Here is an 18,424-nt window from a genome sequence, read left to right as displayed (position 1 = left end):
CGGCCTCGCGCCGCGGCCACCGGGCGTCCCGCGCGGCGCATGGAAGACGAACACCTCCTGCGCTACTCGCGCCACATCCTCCTCGAAGAATTCGGCATCGACGGCCAGGCGCGCGTCAGTGCGGCGCACGCGCTGGTCATCGGTGCCGGCGGGCTGGGCTCGCCCGCCCTGCTCTATCTCGCTGCAGCGGGTGTCGGCCGCATCACGCTCGTCGACCATGACGAGCTCGATCTGACCAACCTCCAGCGGCAGATCGCACACACCACCGCGCGCGTGGGCATGTCCAAGGTCGATTCGGCCGCGGAAGCGATGCGCGCCATCAACCCGGACATCACCATCGAAGCCGTCAAGCTGCGTGCCGACGACGCGCTGCTGTCCAGGCGGGTCGCCGAAGCCGACGTGGTGGTGGATTGCAGCGACAACTTCCGGACGCGGCATGCGGTCAATCGCGCCTGCGTGGCCCATGCGAAGCCCCTGGTGGCCGGCGCGGCCATCCGCTTCGACGGGCAGCTGAGCGTCTACGACACGCGCGACCCGGCGTCCCCCTGCTATGCCTGCATCTTCCCGCCCGACGCCGACTTCGAGGAAACGCGATGCGCAGTGCTCGGCGTGTTCGCGCCGGTGGTCGGCACCATCGGGACCTTGCAGGCCAACGAGGCGCTGAAGCTGCTGGCCGGAATCGGCCCCTCTCTCGCAGGCAGCCTCCTGATGTTCGATGGCCGGCGATCGGCTTTCGACAGCCTTCGCGTCGCGCGCGATCCGGGATGCAGCGTGTGCGGCCACCGCCCGGCGGCCTAGCTGCGGTTTGCCGTCGGCGCGGGTTGCTTCCTCGCCTTGGCCGCGCCGGCGGCCGCTTCGCCGGACGCCGGCTTGCGGGCCTGCGCCAGCACTTCCGTGCAATCCGCATCCTGCCCGGGGCCCGTCTCGATCGTGGCCGCGAGCGCGAGCAGCGGGTTGATGGCGCCCAGTGCCAGCGCCGCCGCGCCTCGCGCCGCCAGCGGCCCCTTCTCGACTCCGACCTTCGGCGACGCGAAGGTGCCGCGAAGCAGCAGCGGCGTGCGCGCCGCCAGGATGCTCTTGTCCTTGGGCTGCGGCCGGACGACGATGTTCATGGTCTCGTCCGCGAGGCTGACGTCGCCGCTTCCGTCGAAGAGGGTGTCGCTCGTGTCGAGCAGCAGGTTGCGGCCGTGCATCACGCCCTTGCCGACGTCGAACGCCAGCGCCGCGCAGCGCAAGCTCACCTCGCGGTCGCCCTCCAGCAGGAACTTGATGATCTCGCCGCCGTCGAGCCCGAAGATTTCGATCAGCAGGTTGCTCATCTGCCCGTGGCCGGTCATCGCGGCCACGTCACCCGACGCACCGCCGAGCCATCCGGCCACCGAATTGCCGCGCCCTGACAGGTTGATGCGGCCGTCCAGCTTGCCGAAGCTGCTCCTGGACTTTTCCACCTTGGGGATCAGGCGCTCGAGCTGCATCGAACGCACGTCGAGCGCCGCGCGGATGTCGGCCGGGTTCTGCGTCGCATCGATGCGGATCCTGCCGGCGACCTTGCCGCGCGCCACACCGAGATCGAGCGGATCGAGCGTCAGCACGCCGTCGTTCAGCGTCACCTGAACGCTGCCTTTGTCCAGCGGCAGCTCGCGCACGTTGTCGATGCGGTCGGCGACATACTTCACGTCGGCGTTCATGGCGCGCAGCCGCTCGAAGTCCAGCGGCGCATCCGGAAGCACCTTCCGGTTCGAATCGGGGCGCCCCTGCTTCGTCTGCGAGATCGTCGGCGGCGGCGCGACGCCTTCCACCGCATGGGCGGAACGGGATGTCGGCGCCAGACCGATGAGCGGACCGAGGTCGTCCATGTCGAGGACGCGCGAGCGCAGCGCACCGCCCAGATGCGGCACCTTCGGGGCCTTGTCGAACTGCATGTCGCCTGCGATGTCGGAGAGCCCCAGCCGGCCCGTCAAGGCACGCAGCTCCCACAGATCGCCGTTCTTTCGGAGATTGCCCTTGATCGCGTACGGAGGCGTCTGCGGCAACGCCACGCCGAGCACCGGATAGAGATTGCCGAGGTTCTGGCCTCGCATGTCGACCTGCGCATCAAGGCCGTCGAGGCTCGCCAGCTCGGCCACCGTGCCCCGGGCCTTGAGATGGGCCGTGCCGGCACGCAGGTCGATCTCGATTGGAAAAGGCGAGCGCCCGCCCCGGCCCGAATTGAGTTCGAGCACGTCGCCCGCGCGGCCGTCGGCCCCGAGCGGCTGGCGATGGAGCAGCCCTTTGATCGTGTACTGCAGCGGCATCTCGCCGCGGCTGTTGTCGTAGTCGAACTCGGCATGCAGGTCCAGGGCCTGGTGGCTTGCGAGGAAGTCCACGCTGCCGCCGTCAACTTCCACCCGACCGATGGCGGGGACCGTACCGGTGTCCGCGCTGTCCTTGCCGAGGGCCCAGGTGCGCCTGCCGTCCTCTTCGATCTGGAGCCCGATCGCCGGCGAGCTGAGCTTCAGGCGCGCAAGCACGACCTTGCCCGCGAAGAGGCGCCAGAAGCTGATCTCGAACTCTGCGCGTTCGGCGCGCAGCAAATAGGGATCCCGCGCCCACCCGGGGTTGGCGAACTCCACACCGTCGAGCTCGACGGTGGCAAGGCGCAGCCCGGGCTTGACGTCGAGCTTGCGTGTGATCTCGAACCTGCGTCCGGTCCGTTCGCTGACATAGCGATTGACCGGCCCGCGCAGCAGGTCCCACGGGAACCATGCGATGAGCAGGACCAGCGCGACCAGGAACCCCAGCAAGACCGCGCCGAGTCTGACCCAGACCGGCCGATGTCCTGAAGCGTGGGGGGCCGCTACCACCGCGCCCCCTTCAGTCGATGCCCGCCGCAGTGCTTGCGGATGACAAGGCTGCCTTGGGCTCGGGCAGAAGACAAACCGCCGAAACGCCGACGACGGCGGCCTTGGTCGCGGCCTCCGCCAGCTTCAGCTCGGCGACGGCGGGCTCGCCTCCGGCAATGGTGGCGGCGGCCACCAACGCCAGCAAACCCAACGCGATGTAACTCCACAGAATCTGCATTTCAGGGCTCCTCGACCTCTGGTTCCGTCGGCACCGCATTGCGGGCCTCTTATGAACAGCGTACGAGGGCGGCTGCCACTGCCGCGTCGGCATCGCGCCGCAAGCGCTGTGGGGACGGGCCTACGACTGCGGCTTTCGAGCAACAATCGTAAGAACAAGCCTACAGCGGCTGGACGCGGTTCCCTGCATCATCGGACCTAATATTCCGTAGCATTTGCAACGACAGCTTTCCGTGGAAGGTGGAAGGCTAGCCTCGTCGCCAAGCTCGCCCAGGGACAAGCGGTGCTCATGGACCTCAGATTGAAAACCTACATCGTCGAAGACAACGTCACGATTCGAGAGAATCTCGTCGGCACTCTGGAGGAGCTCACGTGCATTTCGACGATCGGCTTCGCAGAGACGGAAGCCGAGGCGACCCAGTGGCTGAGCGAAAACGGCGACGAGTGGGAACTCGCCATCATCGACCTCTTCCTCAAGCAGGGAAGCGGCCTGGGCGTCCTCCAGGCCTGCATGTCGCGCCGCCCTGGTCAGAAGGTCGTGGTGCTGAGCAACTATGCGACGCCGGACATCCGCAAGCGCTGCGCACAGTTCGGGGTCGATGCGGTCTTCGACAAATCGAACGAGATCGACGGACTCATCGACTTCTGCATCTCGCAGACCGCCACGCAGCGGCAGACGGCCAGCCGAAACTGACCGCGCCGCAAGAAGCCGCTTCAATCGATCAGCTTGTTCTTCAGCGCGTAGTAGGTGAGGTCGCTGTTGGAGGAGAGATTCATCTTCTCCATCAAGCGTGTTCTGTAGGTGCTCACGGTCTTCACCGACAGGGACAGGGTCTTCGCGATGTCGCCCGCGGTCTCGCCCTTCGCCAGCTTGAGGAAGACCTGGAACTCGCGCTCGGAAAGCTGTTCGTGCGGCGCTGCGTCATCCTTGCGATCGAGCTGGCGTGCGAGCAGCTCTGCCACGGCCGGCGTGATGTAGCGGCGGCCCAGCGAGATGGTGCGGATCGCATTCACGATCTCGATCGGATCGCACTCCTTGTTGAGATAGCCGCTCGCACCCTGGCGGATGAGGTTCATCGCGTAGTGCTCTTCGGGATAGCCGCTGAGGATGAGAATGCCGACATCGGGCGCCTTCGCACGGATCATCGCCAGCGCATCGATGCCGCTCTGACCCGGCATGGAGAGATCCATGACGAGCACATCGAGTTCAGTCGTGCGAACGAGTTCGATCGCCTCGCGGCCGCTCGCCGCCTCACCCACCACACGCAGATCGACATGCTCGGAAAAGAACTGCCGCAAGCCGGATCGAACGATGGCATGGTCGTCCACAATTCCAATCTTGATCATCTGTTACCTTCCGTGTTGAATCGCGGCTTTTTGCGTCGCAACATGCCGGTCCCTGGCCTGTTTCGATTATTCCCGAATTCGATTTTTCGGCATCGATCGGAGACCCCATGCGCTGGCTAGCTTTCCCGAAGATGGCGCTGAGCCTGACGCTGGCGACCCTCGCCGCCCTCGTGCTCGTGGGCATCAACGAAGCCGGCTATCGCCAGTCCCGCCAGGCCCTCGCGGAGGTGGGCGATGCGCAGCGCGCGCGTGTGGTGCTCAACCTCATGCTTCAGAACATCCTCGATGCAGAAACGGGCCAGCGCGGTTATCTGCTGACAGGCGAGCCCCGCTATCGCGAGCCCTATGACGTCGCGGTCAGGCAGGTCGACGGCCACCTTGCCGCACTCCAGCTTCTCTATGCCAATCGGCCGAACGAGCTCGCGCAGTTGAATCAGCTCGCCAAGCACGTCTCGAAGAAGCTGGCCGAGATGGACATGAGCGTGCGCCTGCGGCAGAGCGGCAACGAGGACGCCTGGAAGTTCATCATCACGACCGACGTCGGCCGCGAGGAAATGGACGCCATCCGCAACGAGGTCGGCGACCTCGTCGCCCTCAGCAGCGACGAGCTCACGCGCGGACAGCTCCAGGTCGTGAAGTCGCTGCGCTTCGCGCGCATCGGCATTGCGATCATCGCGATCGCCGCGCTCGTCGCGTTCTACCTCTACCTCAGGCAGACGCACGCATTGCGTCTGGCGGGAGAACGACAGCAGCAGGCCCTCGAACGCGAGCGCAATGCGCTGGAGGATGAAGTGCGCGAGCGCACCGCGACGCTCGCCGAGCTCGCGACCCACCTGCAGCAGGTGCGCGAGACCGAGCGCGGCTTTCTCGCGCGCGAGCTGCACGACGAGCTGGGCTCGCTGCTCACGGCGGCCAAGCTCGATGTCGCGCGGCTGAAGTCGCGAATGACCGATTCGCCGGATGCGATCCAGCGGCTCCAGCACCTCAACGACCTTCTCAACAGCGGTATCGCGCTCAAGCGCCGCATCATCGAGGACCTGCGGCCTTCGTCGCTCTCCAACCTCGGGCTGGTCGCGTCGCTGGAGATCCTGGGCCGTGAATTCGCGGAGCGTTCGAACATCGAGATCGAGATGGTGCTCGAACCGGTGGTGCTGAACGAGGCGAACCAGCTCACGGTCTACCGGATGGTGCAGGAGGGCCTGACCAACATCAGCAAGTACGCGCAGGCGACCGAGGCCAGCATCGTCATGAAGAACTACGGCAATCACGTCGTCGTCGAAGTGACGGACAACGGCAAGGGTTTCGATACGCAGCACAACCGGCCTACGAGCCACGGTCTTGCCGGCATGCGCCATCGCGTCGAGGCGGCCAAGGGCCGGCTGACCGTCACATCCAGGCCAGGGCACGGCACCCGACTGAGCGCGGTACTGCCGGCCACCCCCGTGCCATCCGCCGCCGTGGCATGAGCCGCCGGGCCGCCCCAAGGCGAATCCCGAGGCGCCGCTGCGCGAGGGTAGCCCGGTGAGCCGCCCGGCCGCCCCGAAGGCGAATACCGAAGCGCTACTGCGCGAAGGTACTCCAATGAGCCCCCGCCCGGCCGCTCCAAAGGCGGTCGCCGAGGCTTTCGGCCCTCTCCTACGCCTCGCTCCCGTCACTGCTGACAGGGTCGCCGCAGGGTGCCTCTTAACGTGGATCCGAGCGTGTTCCAAAAGAGCACGCTTGCACATCAATGCGGCCACGCCAAAGGAGTCAAGCATGTTGTACTACGCAGTCGTGTTCCTGGTCATTGCCCTGATCGCAGCCATCTTCGGCTTCGGCGGCATCGCAGCAAGTGCGGTGGGCATCGCCAAGATCCTGTTCATCATCTTCCTGGTCCTCGCGCTCGCGAGTTTCATCGCGGGCTTGATACGACGCGGGTAGCGTCGGTACGATGAGCAGGTTCCCGCAACCATCTTCCCGGAAGGAATTTTTTCATCATGAACACGACCGTCAAGACTCCCTCGCAACTGGCCGAAGACGCGCGGCAGACCGCGGCCGATGCGATCGATACCACGCGGGCCTATGCGCAGAACGCCGTGAACGCGGCGGGGGAAAAGGTGCGCGACCTGCGCCGTGACGCAGAGCCTGCCGTGGAGCAACTGGCAGCCCGCGTCCAGCAAGCCGTGCAGCGCGGACTGGACGCCGCATCGACCACCAGCGCCCGCGCACAGCGCCGCCTGGAACAAGCGGCCGACGTGACGGGCAAGTACATCGCCGATCAGCCGATGCGCTCGGTCCTCATCGCCGCCGCGGCCGGTGCAGCCATCACCGCGCTCATCGTGCTCGCAAGCCGCCGTCGGGATGACTATTGATCCCTAGTCCCTGACCTTCATCGGCGGCTCCCGGCGAGCCTCAACTGCCCGGCACCATGCTTCATCCCATTTATTCCACGGTGCTCGGGCATCCCGAGCTGATTGCCGATCACCTGGCCAACTATGCCGCGCTCCTGCGGGAAGAAGCGCGGGAAGCCAGCCGCAGCCTCATCGCCCGAACGGTCGCGGGCGTCCTGGCCGTGGTGAGCGTCATGCTGGCGCTCGGCCTCATCGGCGTGGCGATCATGCTCGGGGCAATGCACGACCGATTCCACTGGACGCTCGTGGCCGTACCCGCGGTCGCGATGCTGGTCGCACTGGTCTCGGCGCTCTACGCAGCCCGGCAGCGTGACGTTCCTGGCTTCGCGGAATTGCGGGCGCAGGTCGAGGCCGACATCCTTGCGCTTCACCTCGCGGGAGAACGCCATGAGCGCTGAGCATGAACAGCTCACGCCGCAGCAGCGCCTCTCGCTGTCGCGCCGGGCGTTGATCGCGCAACTGCAAGAAGGCACGTCGGCCGACTGGCGCGACGCGGCGCCCGATGAGTCGCCGCCGCGGCAAGTCGACGGACACCGCGGCCATCCGTGGAGCGAAGTGGCAAGCCATGTGGTGCGGCGCTGGTGGCGCCGCCATCCGGCCAACGCGGCGGGTCAGCTCGCCCGGCCCCTGCTCGAACGCTATGCGCGCGAGCAGCCGGCCAAGCTCATCGCAGCAGCCGCTGCAACGGGCGCGCTCGTCGTGCTGATCAGGCCATGGCGGCTGCTGTCGATCACCGCCGTCCTGGCCGCCGTGCTCAAGACATCGGACGTGGCCGATCTCGTGACCACGCTGATGAAGAAAACAGCCAACCCACGAAAGGATGCCCCATGAACACCGCGGTCACCGAACCGCGAATCGCCACCGCAATGAAAAAGCCCGGCATGCCGGGCTTTTCGTCGACCAGGCAGTGAAACCCTACATAGACTTCACTTCGAGGTTGTTGTGAACCGAGGCCACGCCGTTCACGGACTTCGCGATCTCTTCGGCGCGCGCCTTCGCGGCTGCATTCGGCGCCGGTCCGCTCAGACTCACGACGCCTCCCGCGGTGTCCACGTCGATCTTCGTGGCACTCAGGTCAGGGTCCTTCGCGAGCTTCGTCGACACGCTGGCGGTAATGGCCGCATCGTCGACGGCAGCACCCACCTTGGCGGCGGCGGATTCCGTCTTGGCCTTGGCGTCGGCACCGGCCTGCTCGGTCTTGGCGATCACCGAGTCCATCTTCTGACCCGCCGTCTGGTCGCCGGGCCCTTTGCCGCAAGCCGTCAGCGACAGCGCGGACCCCGCGACCGTCAGAATGAGCGCGGTGCGCAGGTGTTTCAAAACTTGATCGAGATCAGTCATAGGAGAGCTCCTTTGCTCAATCGGGTCAGGGTTTGCCCGCGCCGCTGCGGCCTGCATCCTTGACCTGTTCCTTGATATCGCCGTAGGTCTTCTGGACCTTGCCGGCGGCCTGTTCCACCGCGCCTCGAGTCTTCAGCTTGTCGCTGCCGAGGACCTTGCCCGCGGCTTCCTTCAACTTGCCCTTGGCTTCTTCCATGCGGCCCGACACCTGATCGTTGTTCATGACACATCCTTGCTGCGAATCGATAGATCGATGGGTTCGCGGATGACTCGCGCGAGCCCGTCCGTCTTCAATCTACGCAGCAACTCATCCGCCCGTATGCCAGCATGGGCGCGAAACAATGTAGGACAGGGGATAGGGCAGGAGAACCTCAGGCTGTCACGATCCAGCCTTCGAGCGGATCGATATCCGGGGGGAGTCCGTACCCGGGGCCTGCGCTCGCATGCCGCGCCACGCCCCAGGCGGCCTGCATCAGGCAGAGCACCGCATCGATGAAATCGCCCTTGGCATCGTCCACCATGCGGTCGCGCAGGCCCTCGGGCAGCACGAGCCGCAGCCCCAGCCTGGACGAACCCCGCTCCAGCGCCGCCAGAAGTTCGCTTCGCACCCACCGGCGCGCCGCCGATTGCGAGGCGGCCTGGTCACTCTTGTAGCTGCGGCGGCCGACCAGTTCGCGCGCCAGCAGGCCCGGATAGCCTTCCAGCGCGATACGGCTGCCGCCCTCCGCCCGCACGTGCAGGCCCGGCAGCGATGCGCCCGCCTCGATCAGCCGCGGCACGCCGGCGTGGAGCATGAACGCCACCGGCGGATTGACCCACTTCATCGACGGACTGGAGCCTGCGGGCCGATCCGTCGCGCGGTGCGCGAACTTGCCGCCCGCCGGACGGGCGGCGCAGAACGCCGCGAAAGTGTCCCGAATCCTCGCGCGCTCGATGGCCGTGTAGTGCTCGATGAGCGGCTTCCACTCCGAAGGCCATCCGAGTTCCACGACGAGTTCACGTGGAAGACCGAACGGGAAATCGAAAGCGCCCACCCACTGCGGTGTCTCGGCCAGCCAGCGGCCCCACGCGTCCAGCGATGGGAAGCACTCGAATCCATGAAGCTCGACCACGCCATCGCCCGATGCGCCGAGCGCGACGACGATCGGCTTGCGTGCAGTCGGCGCGCTCGAGAAATCGCAGCCGATCAGGCGCATGGAGCGCCCTCGATCCGCCGCGGCCCGGGCGGCGGTGGACACCGCAGGCTCAGTGCCGCCCGACGATGGCGGCGGTCGCCATCAGCTCTTCGAGCAGCGCCAGCGAGACCTGGCCCGAGACCGAATACGGGTCGAGTTCCGCCCGTTCGGAATACTTGAGCAGCGTCGACGCATTGAGCTTCGACAGGTTCACCTGCCCCATGGTCCAGCCGCCGAAGCGGCGTTCCGAGATCTCCTCGTAGTGCAGCAGCACCACGTCCTTGTGGCGGGGATCCCTCTGGATATGGCCGTACAGCTCGCTGATCGCCATGCGGCCACCCTCGATCGCCTGCAGGAACACGCCGGCGCCGTAGCACAGGATGCCGGTGACGCCGCAGGTCGTGTTGTGCGACCGTGCCTGGGCCAGGATCGCGTCGATCGCCTCCTGGCTGGTGTCCACGGCGCGGCTGGCATAGAGAAGACGTACGAGCATGATGTTCAGCGCTGGCGCGGAAGAAGGGAAAGAAATTCGCGGCGAAGGTTCGGGTCCTTCAGGAACACGCCGCGCATCACGGAGTTGATCATCTTGCTGTCCATCTCCTTGACGCCGCGCCACTGCATGCAGAAGTGCTCCGCCTCCACCACCAGCGCGAGGCCGTCGGGCTGCGTCTTCTCCTGGATGAGATCGGCGAGTTGCACCACCGCCTCTTCCTGGATCTGGGGGCGGCCCATGACCCACTCGGCGAGGCGCGCGTACTTCGAGAGGCCGATGACGTTGGTCTTCTCGTTGGGCATGACGCCGATCCACAGCTTGCCGATGATCGGGCAGAAATGGTGCGAGCAGGCGCTGCGCACCGTGATCGGCCCGACGATCATCAGTTCGTTGAGATGCTCCGCGTTGGGGAATTCGGTGAGCGAGGGCTGATTCACGTAGCGGCCCTTGAACACCTCCTGCAGGTACATCTTGGCGACGCGCCGGGCGGTGTTGTCCGTGTTGTGATCGTTCTCGATGTCGATCACGAGACTGCGCAGCACGTCCTTCATCTTGTCCTCGACCTCGTCGAGCAGATGCTCGAGTTCGCCCGGCTCGATGAATTCGGCGATGTTGTCGTTGGCGTTGAAGCGTCGTCGTGCGGCCTGCAGGCGCTCGCGAATCTTCACGGACACGGGTGTGCCCTCGTCTTCATCCCCTTCCACGGGGCGCCGTGCGGCGTCGATGGTCCTTAGCATCCAAGCATCCTAACAGCGAATGGGCGGTGGGCGATAAGCCCGGCAGCGCCCTACCCGCTTACGGTTGTTGCTACTTTTTCGATAGCAAAAAGTCGGTCACGAGCGGGAGATGGTCGGACATCCGCGCCCAGATCGGACCGCGAGGCACCGAACAGGCGACCGGTTCGAGCCGCCGCCCGTAGATGAAATCGAGCTGGGTCACCGGCAGCCGCGACGGATAGGTCAGCGTGCGCGGCCCGCGCAGGTCGCTCGAATCGCGCATGCCCATGGCGTTCATCGCATAGCGCATGCGCGCCCCCCAGTCGTTGAAGTCGCCGGCCACCACCAGCGCCTCGTGCGATGGGATCTCGCTGTCGATGAACTCCCGCAACTGGGCCACCTGGCGGATCCGGCTGCCCTTGATCAGGCCCAGGTGCACCACGATCGCATGCACCGGCTGGCGCTCGATCTCGATCACCGCATGCAGCAGCCCGCGCTGCTCGAAGCGGTGGTCCGAAATGTCCTGATGCGTCGTTTTGAGCACCGGCCAGCGGGTGAGCAGCGCGTTGCCGTGCTCGCCGTGCCGGGTGATGGCGTTGGTCTCGTAGACCGCGGTGTAGCCTTCAGGCGCGAGGAAGTCCGCCTGCGGCATTTCGGGCCAGTGCAGGAACCGCCGCGCCGCCTGCCGGTTCATCTTGCGGACTTCCTGCAGGCACACGATGTCCGCGTCGAGCTGCTCGATGGCGTGGCCGAGATTGTGGATTTCGAGGCGCCGCGCCGGCCCGATCCCTTGCACACCCTTGTGGATGTTGTAGGTGGCCACGCGGAGGGTGTTCGCCTGCGGATTCATCGCGCAAATTGTGGCAGGAGCAGGATGGCCTCGGCGTTCGACGGAGAAAAACAGGCATCCGCCGCTTCGCGGTACGGCAGCCAGCGCCAGTCCGTATGTTCGCGCGGATCGAGCCGTGGCGTCACGCGATCGGGCACGCAAAGGCCAAAAAGATGCTCCGTGTTGTGCGTCACGCCCGGCGCATAGCGCGAGCGCCAGCGCGGGTAGATCTCGTAGACGTTTTCCAGGCCCCAGTCGACCAGCCGTGCCGCCAGCTCGGAGCCTTCGCCGCAGTCGATGCCGGTTTCTTCCGCCACCTCGCGCGCCGCGGTGAGGGCCAGGGGCTCGTCTTCGGAATTCCTGCTGCCGGTGACCGACTGCCAGAAATCTTCGGCGTCGGCACGGCGGATCAGGAGCACGTCGAGCGCCGGCGTGTGGATCACGACCAGCACCGACTCCGGGATCTTCCAGGGGCGCGCGCTCATTGCGGCCCCCACGCTCGGCACTGCGTGTCCTCGCTGCCCCCCGAGGGGGCGCGAGCTTGCTTGGGGCGGCCCGGCGCGGCGCTCATGCTCGCCGCCCCTTCCCGATCAGTTTGCGGGTTGCGGGTTGCGCAGCTTGATATGCAGCTCGCGCAGCTGCTTCTCGTCGACCGGGCTCGGCGCCTGCGTGAGCAGGTCTTGCGCGCGCTGGGTCTTCGGGAAGGCGATCACGTCGCGGATCGACTCGGCGCCGCTCAGGAGCATCACGAGGCGGTCCAGGCCGATCGCGATGCCGCCGTGCGGGGGCGCGCCGTACTGCAGCGCGTCCAGCAGGAAGCCGAACTTGTTCTGCGCATCCTCGGCGCTGATCTTGAGCGCGCGGAAGACCTTGCTCTGGACTTCCTCGCGGTGGATACGGACCGACCCGCCGCCCATCTCGATGCCGTTGAGCACCATGTCGTAGGCCTTGGCGATGCACTTCTCCGGTGCGCTGTCCATGAGGTCCTCGTGGCCGTCCTTGGGCGCGGTGAACGGGTGGTGCACCGCCGACCAGCGCTGGCCTTCCTCGTCGAACTCGAACATCGGGAAGTCGACCACCCACAGCGGCGCCCAGCGGTCGTCGAACAGGCCGCTCTTCTTGCCGAAGGCGCTGTGGCCGATCTTGATGCGCAGCGCGCCGATCGCGTCGTTGACCACCTTGGCCTTGTCGGCGCCGAAGAACAGGATGTCGCCGTTGCGCGCGCCGGTGCGGGCGATGATCTCGGCCAGCGAGGCATCGTTGAGGTTCTTGACGATCGGGCTCTGCAGGCCCTCGCGGCCCTTCTCGGCATCGTTGACCTTGATATAGGCCAGGCCCTTGGCGCCGTAGATCTTGACGAACTCGGTGTAGGCGTCGATGTCGCCGCGCGACAGGCCGCCCTCGGCGCCGCCGCCCGGTACGCGCAGTGCGACCACACGGCCGCCCGTCGTGCTGGCAGCCTGAGCGAACACCTTGAACTCGACGTTGCGCATCACGTCGGTCAGCTCCGTGAACTCGAGCTTGACGCGCAGGTCCGGCTTGTCCGAGCCGTACTTGAACATGGCGTCGCCATAGGTCATGACCGGGAACGGCGGCAGCTCGACCTCGGCCGCGGCGCGGAACACCTTGCGGATCATGCCTTCGAACATCTCGCGGATCTCTTCCTCGGCCATGAACGAGGTCTCGATGTCGATCTGCGTGAACTCGGGCTGGCGGTCGGCGCGCAGGTCCTCGTCGCGGAAGCACTTGACGATCTGGTAGTAGCGGTCGAAGCCGGACACCATCAAGAGCTGCTTGAAGAGCTGCGGCGACTGCGGCAGCGCGAAGAAGCTGCCGTCATGCACGCGGCTGGGCACGAGGTAGTCGCGCGCGCCTTCGGGCGTGGACTTGCCGAGCATCGGCGTCTCGATGTCGATGAAGCCGTTGGCGTCGAGGAACTTGCGCGTCTCCATCGTCACCTTGTAGCGCAGCATCAGGTTGCGCTGCATCGCGGGGCGGCGCAGGTCGAGCACGCGGTGCGTGAGGCGGGTGGTTTCCGACAGGTTGTCGTCGTCGAGCAGGAACGGCGGCGTCACGGAAGGATTCAGCACCTTCATCTCGTGGCACAGCACCTCGATCTTGCCGCTCTTGAGGTTCTCGTTGGTCGTGCCCTCGGGGCGCGCGCGCACGAGGCCCGTGATCTGCAGGCAGAACTCGTTGCGCAGGCCCTCGGCGGTCTGGAAGGTGGCGGCGCGATCCGGGTCGCACACCACCTGGACGTAGCCTTCGCGGTCGCGCAGATCGATGAAGATCACGCCCCCATGGTCACGCCGGCGATTGACCCAGCCGCAAAGGGTGACGGTTTGCCCCAGTTGGGCTTCGGTCACGAGACCGCAATAGTTTGTACGCATGGCCATAGATGGATTCCGGCGCCTGTGGGCGCGTTTTATTTGATCGCGATCGCTGCGGGGCCGCCTGGTACGACGACCCCCATCGAGACGATGTACTTGAGCGCGTCGTCCACGCTCATCCTGAGTTCGATGCAGTCGCTGCGCTTGAGCATCACGAAATAGCCGCCCGTCGGGTTGGGCGTCGTCGGCACATACACGCCGAGATAGTCGCCGCCGCCCAGGTGGTTGACGACCTCGTGGCCGGGCGTGCCGGTCACGAAGGCGATCGTCCAGACACCCTCGCGCGGCCACTGGACCAGCACGGCGGTGCGGAATGCGTTGCCGTTCTCGGAGAACAGCGTGTCGGAAACCTGCTTGACGCTCGAGTAGATCGACCGCACGACCGGAATGCGCCGGACCACCGCGTCACCCCAGCCGAGCAGGCGCTTGCCGACGAAATTGCTCGCGACCGCGCCGACGGAGAGCAGGATGGCCAGCGTCAGCAGCACGCCGAGCCCGCGCACCTTGTGCTCGCTGAGGTATCGCTGCCAGTCCCCCGGCAGCAGCCACAGCGTCTGGTCGAGCGTGCCGATGATCCAGTTCAGCACGGCCAGCGTGATGGCCAGCGGAACGATGACCAGCAAGCCGGACAGCAGCCATTTGCGCAGGGCGAGCATGGCGCGGCGGCCTCAGTCCGAGCTAGGTGCGGGCGCCGCAGCAGGCGCTGGCGCTGCCGCAGGCGCCGGTGCGCTCGCGGGCGCTTCGGCCGGCTTGGCGGAAGCACCGTCGGAAGGAGAGCTGACGGAAGTCTTGTCGCCACCGGCCTTGCCGCCACCGCGGAAGTCGGTCACGTACCAGCCCGAGCCCTTGAGCTGGAAGCCGGCGGCGGTCACTTGCTTGCTGAACGCATCGGCGCCGCAAGTCGGGCACTCCGAGAGGGGTGCATCGGACATTTTCTGCAGCACATCCTTGGCAAAGCCACAGGCGCTGCACTTGTATGCGTAGATGGGCATGGATGGGGGACGATAGAAGCGGCCGGCGGCCGCTCGCAAAGCCCTCGATTATAGGGGCCGCCCCTCCAGCTGGGCGCCGCCGGTCAGGCCAGGTCGACCGCCAGGGGCCGGTGCGGCGTGCGCGCATTGGCCACCCATTGCGGCGCCAGCGATCCCACGACCATGCCGCCGAAGGAGGCGATCAGGCCCGCCAGTTGCGCGGGGAACACCGTGCTCCACGACGTCGCCAGGAACGCCAGCCACACGCCGACGCCGAGCAGCACCGCGGCCACGGCGCCCTGGGTGGAGGCGCGCCGCCAGTAGAGCCCGCACACGAGCGGCACGAAGGCGCCCACGAGCGGCACCTGATAGGCGCCGGACACCAGTTCGTAGATCGGCGTCCCCTGCATGCGGATCGCGTAGGCCAGCACGCAGACGCTGAACACCAGTACGGTGAGGCGCATCGTCATGAGGTTCGAACGGTCGGTGCCCGCGGGGCGGAACTGGCGCCAGATGTTTTCGGTGAAGGTCACGCTGGGCGCCAGCAGGGTCGCCGAAGCGGTGGACTTGATGGCGGAGAGCAGCGCCCCGAAGAAGAACACCTGCATCACGAAGGGCATCTTCTCGAGCACCAGCGTCGGCAGGACCTTCTGCGGATCTTCCTTGAGCAGCGTCGCGGTCTCGCTCGGCATGATCAGGAGCGCGCTCGCCACCAGGAACATGGGCACGAACGCGAACAGGATGTAGGCCACGCCGCCGATGACCGGCCCGAGCGTCGCGGCCCGGGTCCCGTTGGCCGACATCACGCGCTGGAACACGTCCTGCTGCGGGATCGAGCCCAGCATCATGGTGATCGCGGCCGCGAAGAAGAAGATCATGTCCTTGAGGGTCGGCTCGGGCCAGAACTTGAACAGGTCGCGGCTCACCGCGAAGCCGACCACCTTCTCGGCACCGCCGGCCATGTTGCCGGCGAAGACCGCGATCACGGCCAGGCCCAGCACGAGGATGATCATCTGGATGAAGTCGGTCACGGCCACGGACCACATGCCGCCGAAGAGCGTATAGGCCAGGATCGACACGACGCCGATCACCATGCCCATCGACACCCCGATCGCGCCGCCCGACAGCACGTTGAACACCAGCCCCAGCGCCGTGACCTGCGCCGACACCCATCCGAGGTAGCTCAGCATGATGATCAGCGAGCAGGCGATCTCGATGAACCGGCCGTAGCGCTCGCGGTAGTAGTCGCTGATGGTCAGCAGCGTCATGCGATAGAGCTTGCCGGCGAAGAACAGGCCGACCAGGATCAGGCAGGTGCCGGCGCCGAAGGGGTCCTCGACCACCGCATTCAGGCCGCCCTCGATGAACTTGGCCGGAATGCCGAGCACCGTTTCCGACCCGAACCACGTCGCGAAGGTGGTGGTCACGATCATGTACAGCGGCAGGTGGCGCCCCGCGATCGCGAAGTCGGTGGTGTTCTTCACCCGCTTGGCCGCATACAGGCCGATGGCGATGGTGACGAGCAGGTAGGCGATGACCAGGGTCAACAACAAGGCAAATTCTCCAAGTCAGAAAAGACGCACGCGCACCAGCACCTGCATCGCAAGCAATCCCAATACAAAACCCATGCCACCGTAGATGATCGCCTGCAGGAGCCGGTTGGTCCGCTTCTGGGCGGCCAAGAGCTCCAGCAGTTCGCGCCGGTGGTCGGCGGGGCGATTCTCCAGGAAATCGTGCATCAGGCGCGGCAGCTGGGGCAGCAATTTTGCGTACCGCGGCGCTTCGGCGCGCAATTGCTCGAACAGCTTGCGCGGGCCGATCTGCTCGCTCATCCACTTCTCGAGGAACGGCTTGGCGGTGTTCCAGAGGTCCAGATCGGGGTCGAGCTGCCGGCCCAGCCCCTCGATGTTGAGCAGCGTCTTCTGCAGCAGCACCAGCTGCGGCTGGATCTCGACGTGGAAGCGGCGCGAGGTCTGGAACAGCCGCATCAGCACCATGCCGAGCGAGATCTCCTTGAGCGGCCGGTCGAAGTAGGGTTCGCAGACCGTGCGGATCGCCGCTTCGAGCTCGTCGATGCGGGTGCCCAGCGGCACCCAGCCGCTTTCCAGGTGCAGCTCGGCCACGCGCTTGTAGTCGCGCCGGAAGAAGGCCACGAAGTTCTGCGCGAGGTATTCCTTGTCGGACTCGGTCAGCGTGCCGATGATCCCGAAGTCCAGCGACACGTAGCGACCGAAGGTCTCGGGCTCCAGGCTCACCTGGATGTTGCCCGGGTGCATGTCGGCATGGAAGAAGCCGTCGCGGAAGACCTGCGTGAAGAAGATCGTGACGCCGTCGCGCGCGAGCTTCGGGATATCGACGCCGGCCGCGCGCAGGCGGTCGAGCTGCGCGATCGGCACGCCCTTCATGCGCTCCATCACGATCACTTCGGGATGGCAGAAGTCCCAGAACATCTCCGGGATCAGCACCAGCTTTAGCTTGTCCATGTTGCGGCGAAGCTGGGCCGCGTTGGCCGCCTCGCGCACCAGGTCGAGCTCGTCGTGCAGGTACTTGTCGAATTCGGCGACCACTTCGCGCGGCTTCAGCCGCTTGCCGTCGGCGGAGAGGTTCTCGACCCACCGCGCCATCACGGCCATGAGCGCGAGGTCCTTCTCGATGACGTCGCGCATGCCCGGCCGCAGCACCTTGACCGCGACCTCCCGCACGGTGCCGTCGGGCACGCGCAAGGTGGCGAAGTGCACCTGCGCGATCGAGGCGCTGGCCACCGGCGTCTCGTCGAACTCCTCGAAGATCTCGCCCACGGGCCGCCGGAAGGCGCGCTCGATGGTCGCGATGGCCACCTTCGACGGGAAGGGCGGCACCCGGTCCTGCAGCCACGCCAGCTCGTCGGCGATGTCGGGCGGCAGCAGGTCGCGGCGCGTCGACAGCACCTGGCCGAACTTGACGAAGATCGGCCCGAGCCGCTCCAGGGCTTCGCGCAGGCGCTGGCCGCGCGGGGCATCGAGATTGCGGCCGAACGAGACGATCCGTGCCACCACGCGAAGCCAGGGCTTCTGCAGGCTCGTGAGGACGAGTTCGTCGAGGCCGTAGCGCAGCGCGACCCAGACGATGAAGATGCCGCGATAGATGCGCCTCATTCGGCGCCCGCGGAGCCGCCGCCCTTGCCGGAACGCTCGCCGACAAAGCGGCGCAACGCCTCCACCACCCGGCGTGCGCCGGTCGCGATCGTGTGCGCCGGCACATCGCCGATCAGGCGGGCGAGGTCGTCCTCGACATCCCATCGAACATGGTCGACGAGCCAGTTGACTTCCGCCGCCAGCTGCACGTCGCCCTCGATGCGCACCGCCGGCTTCTCACCGCTGAATGCGGCCCGGGCCAGGCCGAAGGGCGATTCCTCCGTGACGGTCAGGGTGAGCTCGGGTTCGGGGCCCTCGGGGGCGAGGTCCAGCAGACCGGCAGGCGTCGCGACGAACTTCATGGTCACGAAGCGCCATTGGAAAAGCGCCACCCGGCCCTGCTGGCGCATCAGCCGCTGCTGCGCCTCGGGCTCCTGTTGCAGGACGTGGTTCAGGAACAGCACCGTCCGGTGCTGGATTTCGCGGATCGCCCAGTCCGGCGGCTGCAGCCGGCTGCCGACGCGATTGAAGAGATCGTCTAGAAACGAAAAAGGGGACGATGGTGTAACCATGTCCCGATTATCAGCTCGCCCCCAGGCT

23 protein-coding genes are annotated in these 18,424 nt (G+C 66.4%); 7 read left to right on the top strand and 16 right to left on the bottom strand.

Features of this window, described 5'->3' with window-relative positions:
- Positions 1–39 precede the first annotated feature (39 nt).
- Complete coding sequence (locus VAR608DRAFT_RS21810) at positions 40–798, top strand: HesA/MoeB/ThiF family protein (RefSeq protein ID WP_088955965.1); 759 nt, start codon at positions 40–42, stop codon at positions 796–798.
- On the opposite strand, the gene VAR608DRAFT_RS21805 is transcribed toward VAR608DRAFT_RS21810, so the two are convergent.
- Together VAR608DRAFT_RS21805 and VAR608DRAFT_RS21800 are read right to left on the bottom strand one after the other, a co-directional pair.
- Positions 795–2,783, bottom strand: a complete 1,989-nt coding sequence (locus tag VAR608DRAFT_RS21805; RefSeq protein WP_231972916.1) for an AsmA family protein — start codon at positions 2,781–2,783, stop codon at positions 795–797. The two genes, VAR608DRAFT_RS21810 and VAR608DRAFT_RS21805, sit on opposite strands and share 4 nt — an antisense overlap.
- 70 nt (positions 2,784–2,853) lie before the next feature.
- Entirely contained in the window at positions 2,854–3,060 is a 207-nt protein-coding gene (locus VAR608DRAFT_RS21800; RefSeq protein ID WP_088955963.1) for a hypothetical protein, read from the bottom strand.
- Between the two features lie 288 nt (positions 3,061–3,348).
- On the opposite strand from VAR608DRAFT_RS21800, the gene VAR608DRAFT_RS21795 reads away from it, so the two are divergent.
- A complete protein-coding gene (locus VAR608DRAFT_RS21795; RefSeq protein WP_088955962.1) occupies positions 3,349–3,753 on the top strand; it encodes a response regulator in 405 nt (134 codons plus the stop codon).
- Between the two features lie 20 nt (positions 3,754–3,773).
- On the opposite strand, the gene VAR608DRAFT_RS21790 is transcribed toward VAR608DRAFT_RS21795, so the two are convergent.
- The gene (locus VAR608DRAFT_RS21790; RefSeq protein WP_028249172.1) at positions 3,774–4,406 is read right to left on the bottom strand and encodes a response regulator; all 633 of its coding nucleotides are present in this window, start codon (positions 4,404–4,406) and stop codon (positions 3,774–3,776) included.
- 107 nt (positions 4,407–4,513) lie between these two features.
- Between VAR608DRAFT_RS21790 and VAR608DRAFT_RS21785 the strand changes: the two genes are divergently transcribed.
- The 5 genes from VAR608DRAFT_RS21785 (at position 4,514) to VAR608DRAFT_RS21765 (ending at position 7,627) form a co-directional block, all read left to right on the top strand.
- On the top strand, positions 4,514–5,872 hold the full coding sequence (locus tag VAR608DRAFT_RS21785; RefSeq protein ID WP_231972915.1) for a CHASE3 domain-containing protein: 1,359 nt from the start codon (positions 4,514–4,516) through the stop codon (positions 5,870–5,872).
- A gap of 289 nt (positions 5,873–6,161) precedes the next feature.
- On the top strand, positions 6,162–6,326 hold the full coding sequence (locus VAR608DRAFT_RS21780) for a DUF1328 domain-containing protein (protein ID WP_088955960.1): 165 nt from the start codon (positions 6,162–6,164) through the stop codon (positions 6,324–6,326).
- 56 nt (positions 6,327–6,382) lie between these two features.
- Positions 6,383–6,757, top strand: a complete 375-nt coding sequence (locus VAR608DRAFT_RS21775) for a hypothetical protein (protein WP_088955959.1) — start codon at positions 6,383–6,385, stop codon at positions 6,755–6,757.
- A gap of 56 nt (positions 6,758–6,813) precedes the next feature.
- Positions 6,814–7,194, top strand: coding sequence for a phage holin family protein (locus VAR608DRAFT_RS21770; protein ID WP_088955958.1), 381 nt, complete (start codon positions 6,814–6,816; stop codon positions 7,192–7,194).
- Positions 7,184–7,627, top strand: coding sequence for a hypothetical protein (locus tag VAR608DRAFT_RS21765; protein ID WP_088955957.1), 444 nt, complete (start codon positions 7,184–7,186; stop codon positions 7,625–7,627). Before VAR608DRAFT_RS21770 ends, VAR608DRAFT_RS21765 begins: the two co-directional genes overlap by 11 nt.
- An 84-nt stretch (positions 7,628–7,711) precedes the next feature.
- Here the strand turns inward: VAR608DRAFT_RS21765 and VAR608DRAFT_RS21760 are convergent, their stop codons facing one another.
- The 13 genes from VAR608DRAFT_RS21760 to VAR608DRAFT_RS21700 all read right to left on the bottom strand — a co-directional run bounded on the left by VAR608DRAFT_RS21760 (position 7,712) and on the right by VAR608DRAFT_RS21700 (position 18,396).
- On the bottom strand, positions 7,712–8,137 hold the full coding sequence (locus VAR608DRAFT_RS21760; RefSeq protein ID WP_088955956.1) for a BON domain-containing protein: 426 nt from the start codon (positions 8,135–8,137) through the stop codon (positions 7,712–7,714).
- Between the two features lie 25 nt (positions 8,138–8,162).
- A complete protein-coding gene (locus tag VAR608DRAFT_RS21755) occupies positions 8,163–8,360 on the bottom strand; it encodes a CsbD family protein (RefSeq protein ID WP_088955955.1) in 198 nt (65 codons plus the stop codon).
- Between the two features lie 148 nt (positions 8,361–8,508).
- The gene (locus tag VAR608DRAFT_RS21750; RefSeq protein WP_088955954.1) at positions 8,509–9,333 is read right to left on the bottom strand and encodes a DUF429 domain-containing protein; all 825 of its coding nucleotides are present in this window, start codon (positions 9,331–9,333) and stop codon (positions 8,509–8,511) included.
- Positions 9,334–9,382: 49 nt separating this feature from the next.
- Positions 9,383–9,805 carry a BLUF domain-containing protein gene (locus VAR608DRAFT_RS21745; RefSeq protein ID WP_088955953.1) on the bottom strand — a complete coding sequence of 141 codons (423 nt, stop codon included), beginning with the start codon at positions 9,803–9,805 and terminating at the stop codon, positions 9,383–9,385.
- 5 nt (positions 9,806–9,810) lie between these two features.
- Positions 9,811–10,542, bottom strand: coding sequence for a GTP cyclohydrolase I (gene folE / locus VAR608DRAFT_RS21740; RefSeq protein ID WP_088955952.1), 732 nt, complete (start codon positions 10,540–10,542; stop codon positions 9,811–9,813).
- A 70-nt stretch (positions 10,543–10,612) separates the two neighbouring features.
- Complete coding sequence (locus VAR608DRAFT_RS21735) at positions 10,613–11,371, bottom strand: endonuclease/exonuclease/phosphatase family protein (protein WP_088955951.1); 759 nt, start codon at positions 11,369–11,371, stop codon at positions 10,613–10,615.
- Complete coding sequence (gene nudB, locus VAR608DRAFT_RS21730; RefSeq protein ID WP_088955950.1) at positions 11,368–11,835, bottom strand: dihydroneopterin triphosphate diphosphatase; 468 nt, start codon at positions 11,833–11,835, stop codon at positions 11,368–11,370. Before nudB ends, VAR608DRAFT_RS21735 begins: the two co-directional genes overlap by 4 nt.
- A 105-nt stretch (positions 11,836–11,940) precedes the next feature.
- Positions 11,941–13,746, bottom strand: coding sequence for an aspartate--tRNA ligase (gene aspS / locus VAR608DRAFT_RS21725; protein WP_088955949.1), 1,806 nt, complete (start codon positions 13,744–13,746; stop codon positions 11,941–11,943).
- A gap of 29 nt (positions 13,747–13,775) precedes the next feature.
- A complete protein-coding gene (locus VAR608DRAFT_RS21720; RefSeq protein WP_088955948.1) occupies positions 13,776–14,396 on the bottom strand; it encodes a DUF502 domain-containing protein in 621 nt (206 codons plus the stop codon).
- Positions 14,397–14,408: 12 nt separating this feature from the next.
- Positions 14,409–14,732: an FmdB family zinc ribbon protein gene (locus VAR608DRAFT_RS21715; protein ID WP_088955947.1), complete on the bottom strand. Its 324-nt coding sequence runs from the start codon at positions 14,730–14,732 to the stop codon at positions 14,409–14,411.
- An 83-nt stretch (positions 14,733–14,815) separates the two neighbouring features.
- On the bottom strand, positions 14,816–16,264 hold the full coding sequence (locus VAR608DRAFT_RS21710) for a sodium:solute symporter family protein (protein WP_088955946.1): 1,449 nt from the start codon (positions 16,262–16,264) through the stop codon (positions 14,816–14,818).
- Between the two features lie 15 nt (positions 16,265–16,279).
- Positions 16,280–17,845 (bottom strand): ubiquinone biosynthesis regulatory protein kinase UbiB, encoded by a 1,566-nt coding sequence (gene ubiB / locus VAR608DRAFT_RS21705; protein ID WP_088955945.1) that lies wholly within the window; start codon positions 17,843–17,845, stop codon positions 16,280–16,282.
- A complete protein-coding gene (locus VAR608DRAFT_RS21700; protein ID WP_088955944.1) occupies positions 17,842–18,396 on the bottom strand; it encodes a ubiquinone biosynthesis accessory factor UbiJ in 555 nt (184 codons plus the stop codon). Before VAR608DRAFT_RS21700 ends, ubiB begins: the two co-directional genes overlap by 4 nt.
- Positions 18,397–18,424 lie beyond the last annotated feature (28 nt).

Origin of the sequence: Variovorax sp. HW608 (assembly GCF_900090195.1) — a bacterium.
Taxonomy (GTDB): domain Bacteria; phylum Pseudomonadota; class Gammaproteobacteria; order Burkholderiales; family Burkholderiaceae_C; genus Variovorax.
The sequence above is the reverse complement of the archived record's forward strand: the minus strand, read 5'-3'. Positions and strand labels throughout refer to the sequence as shown.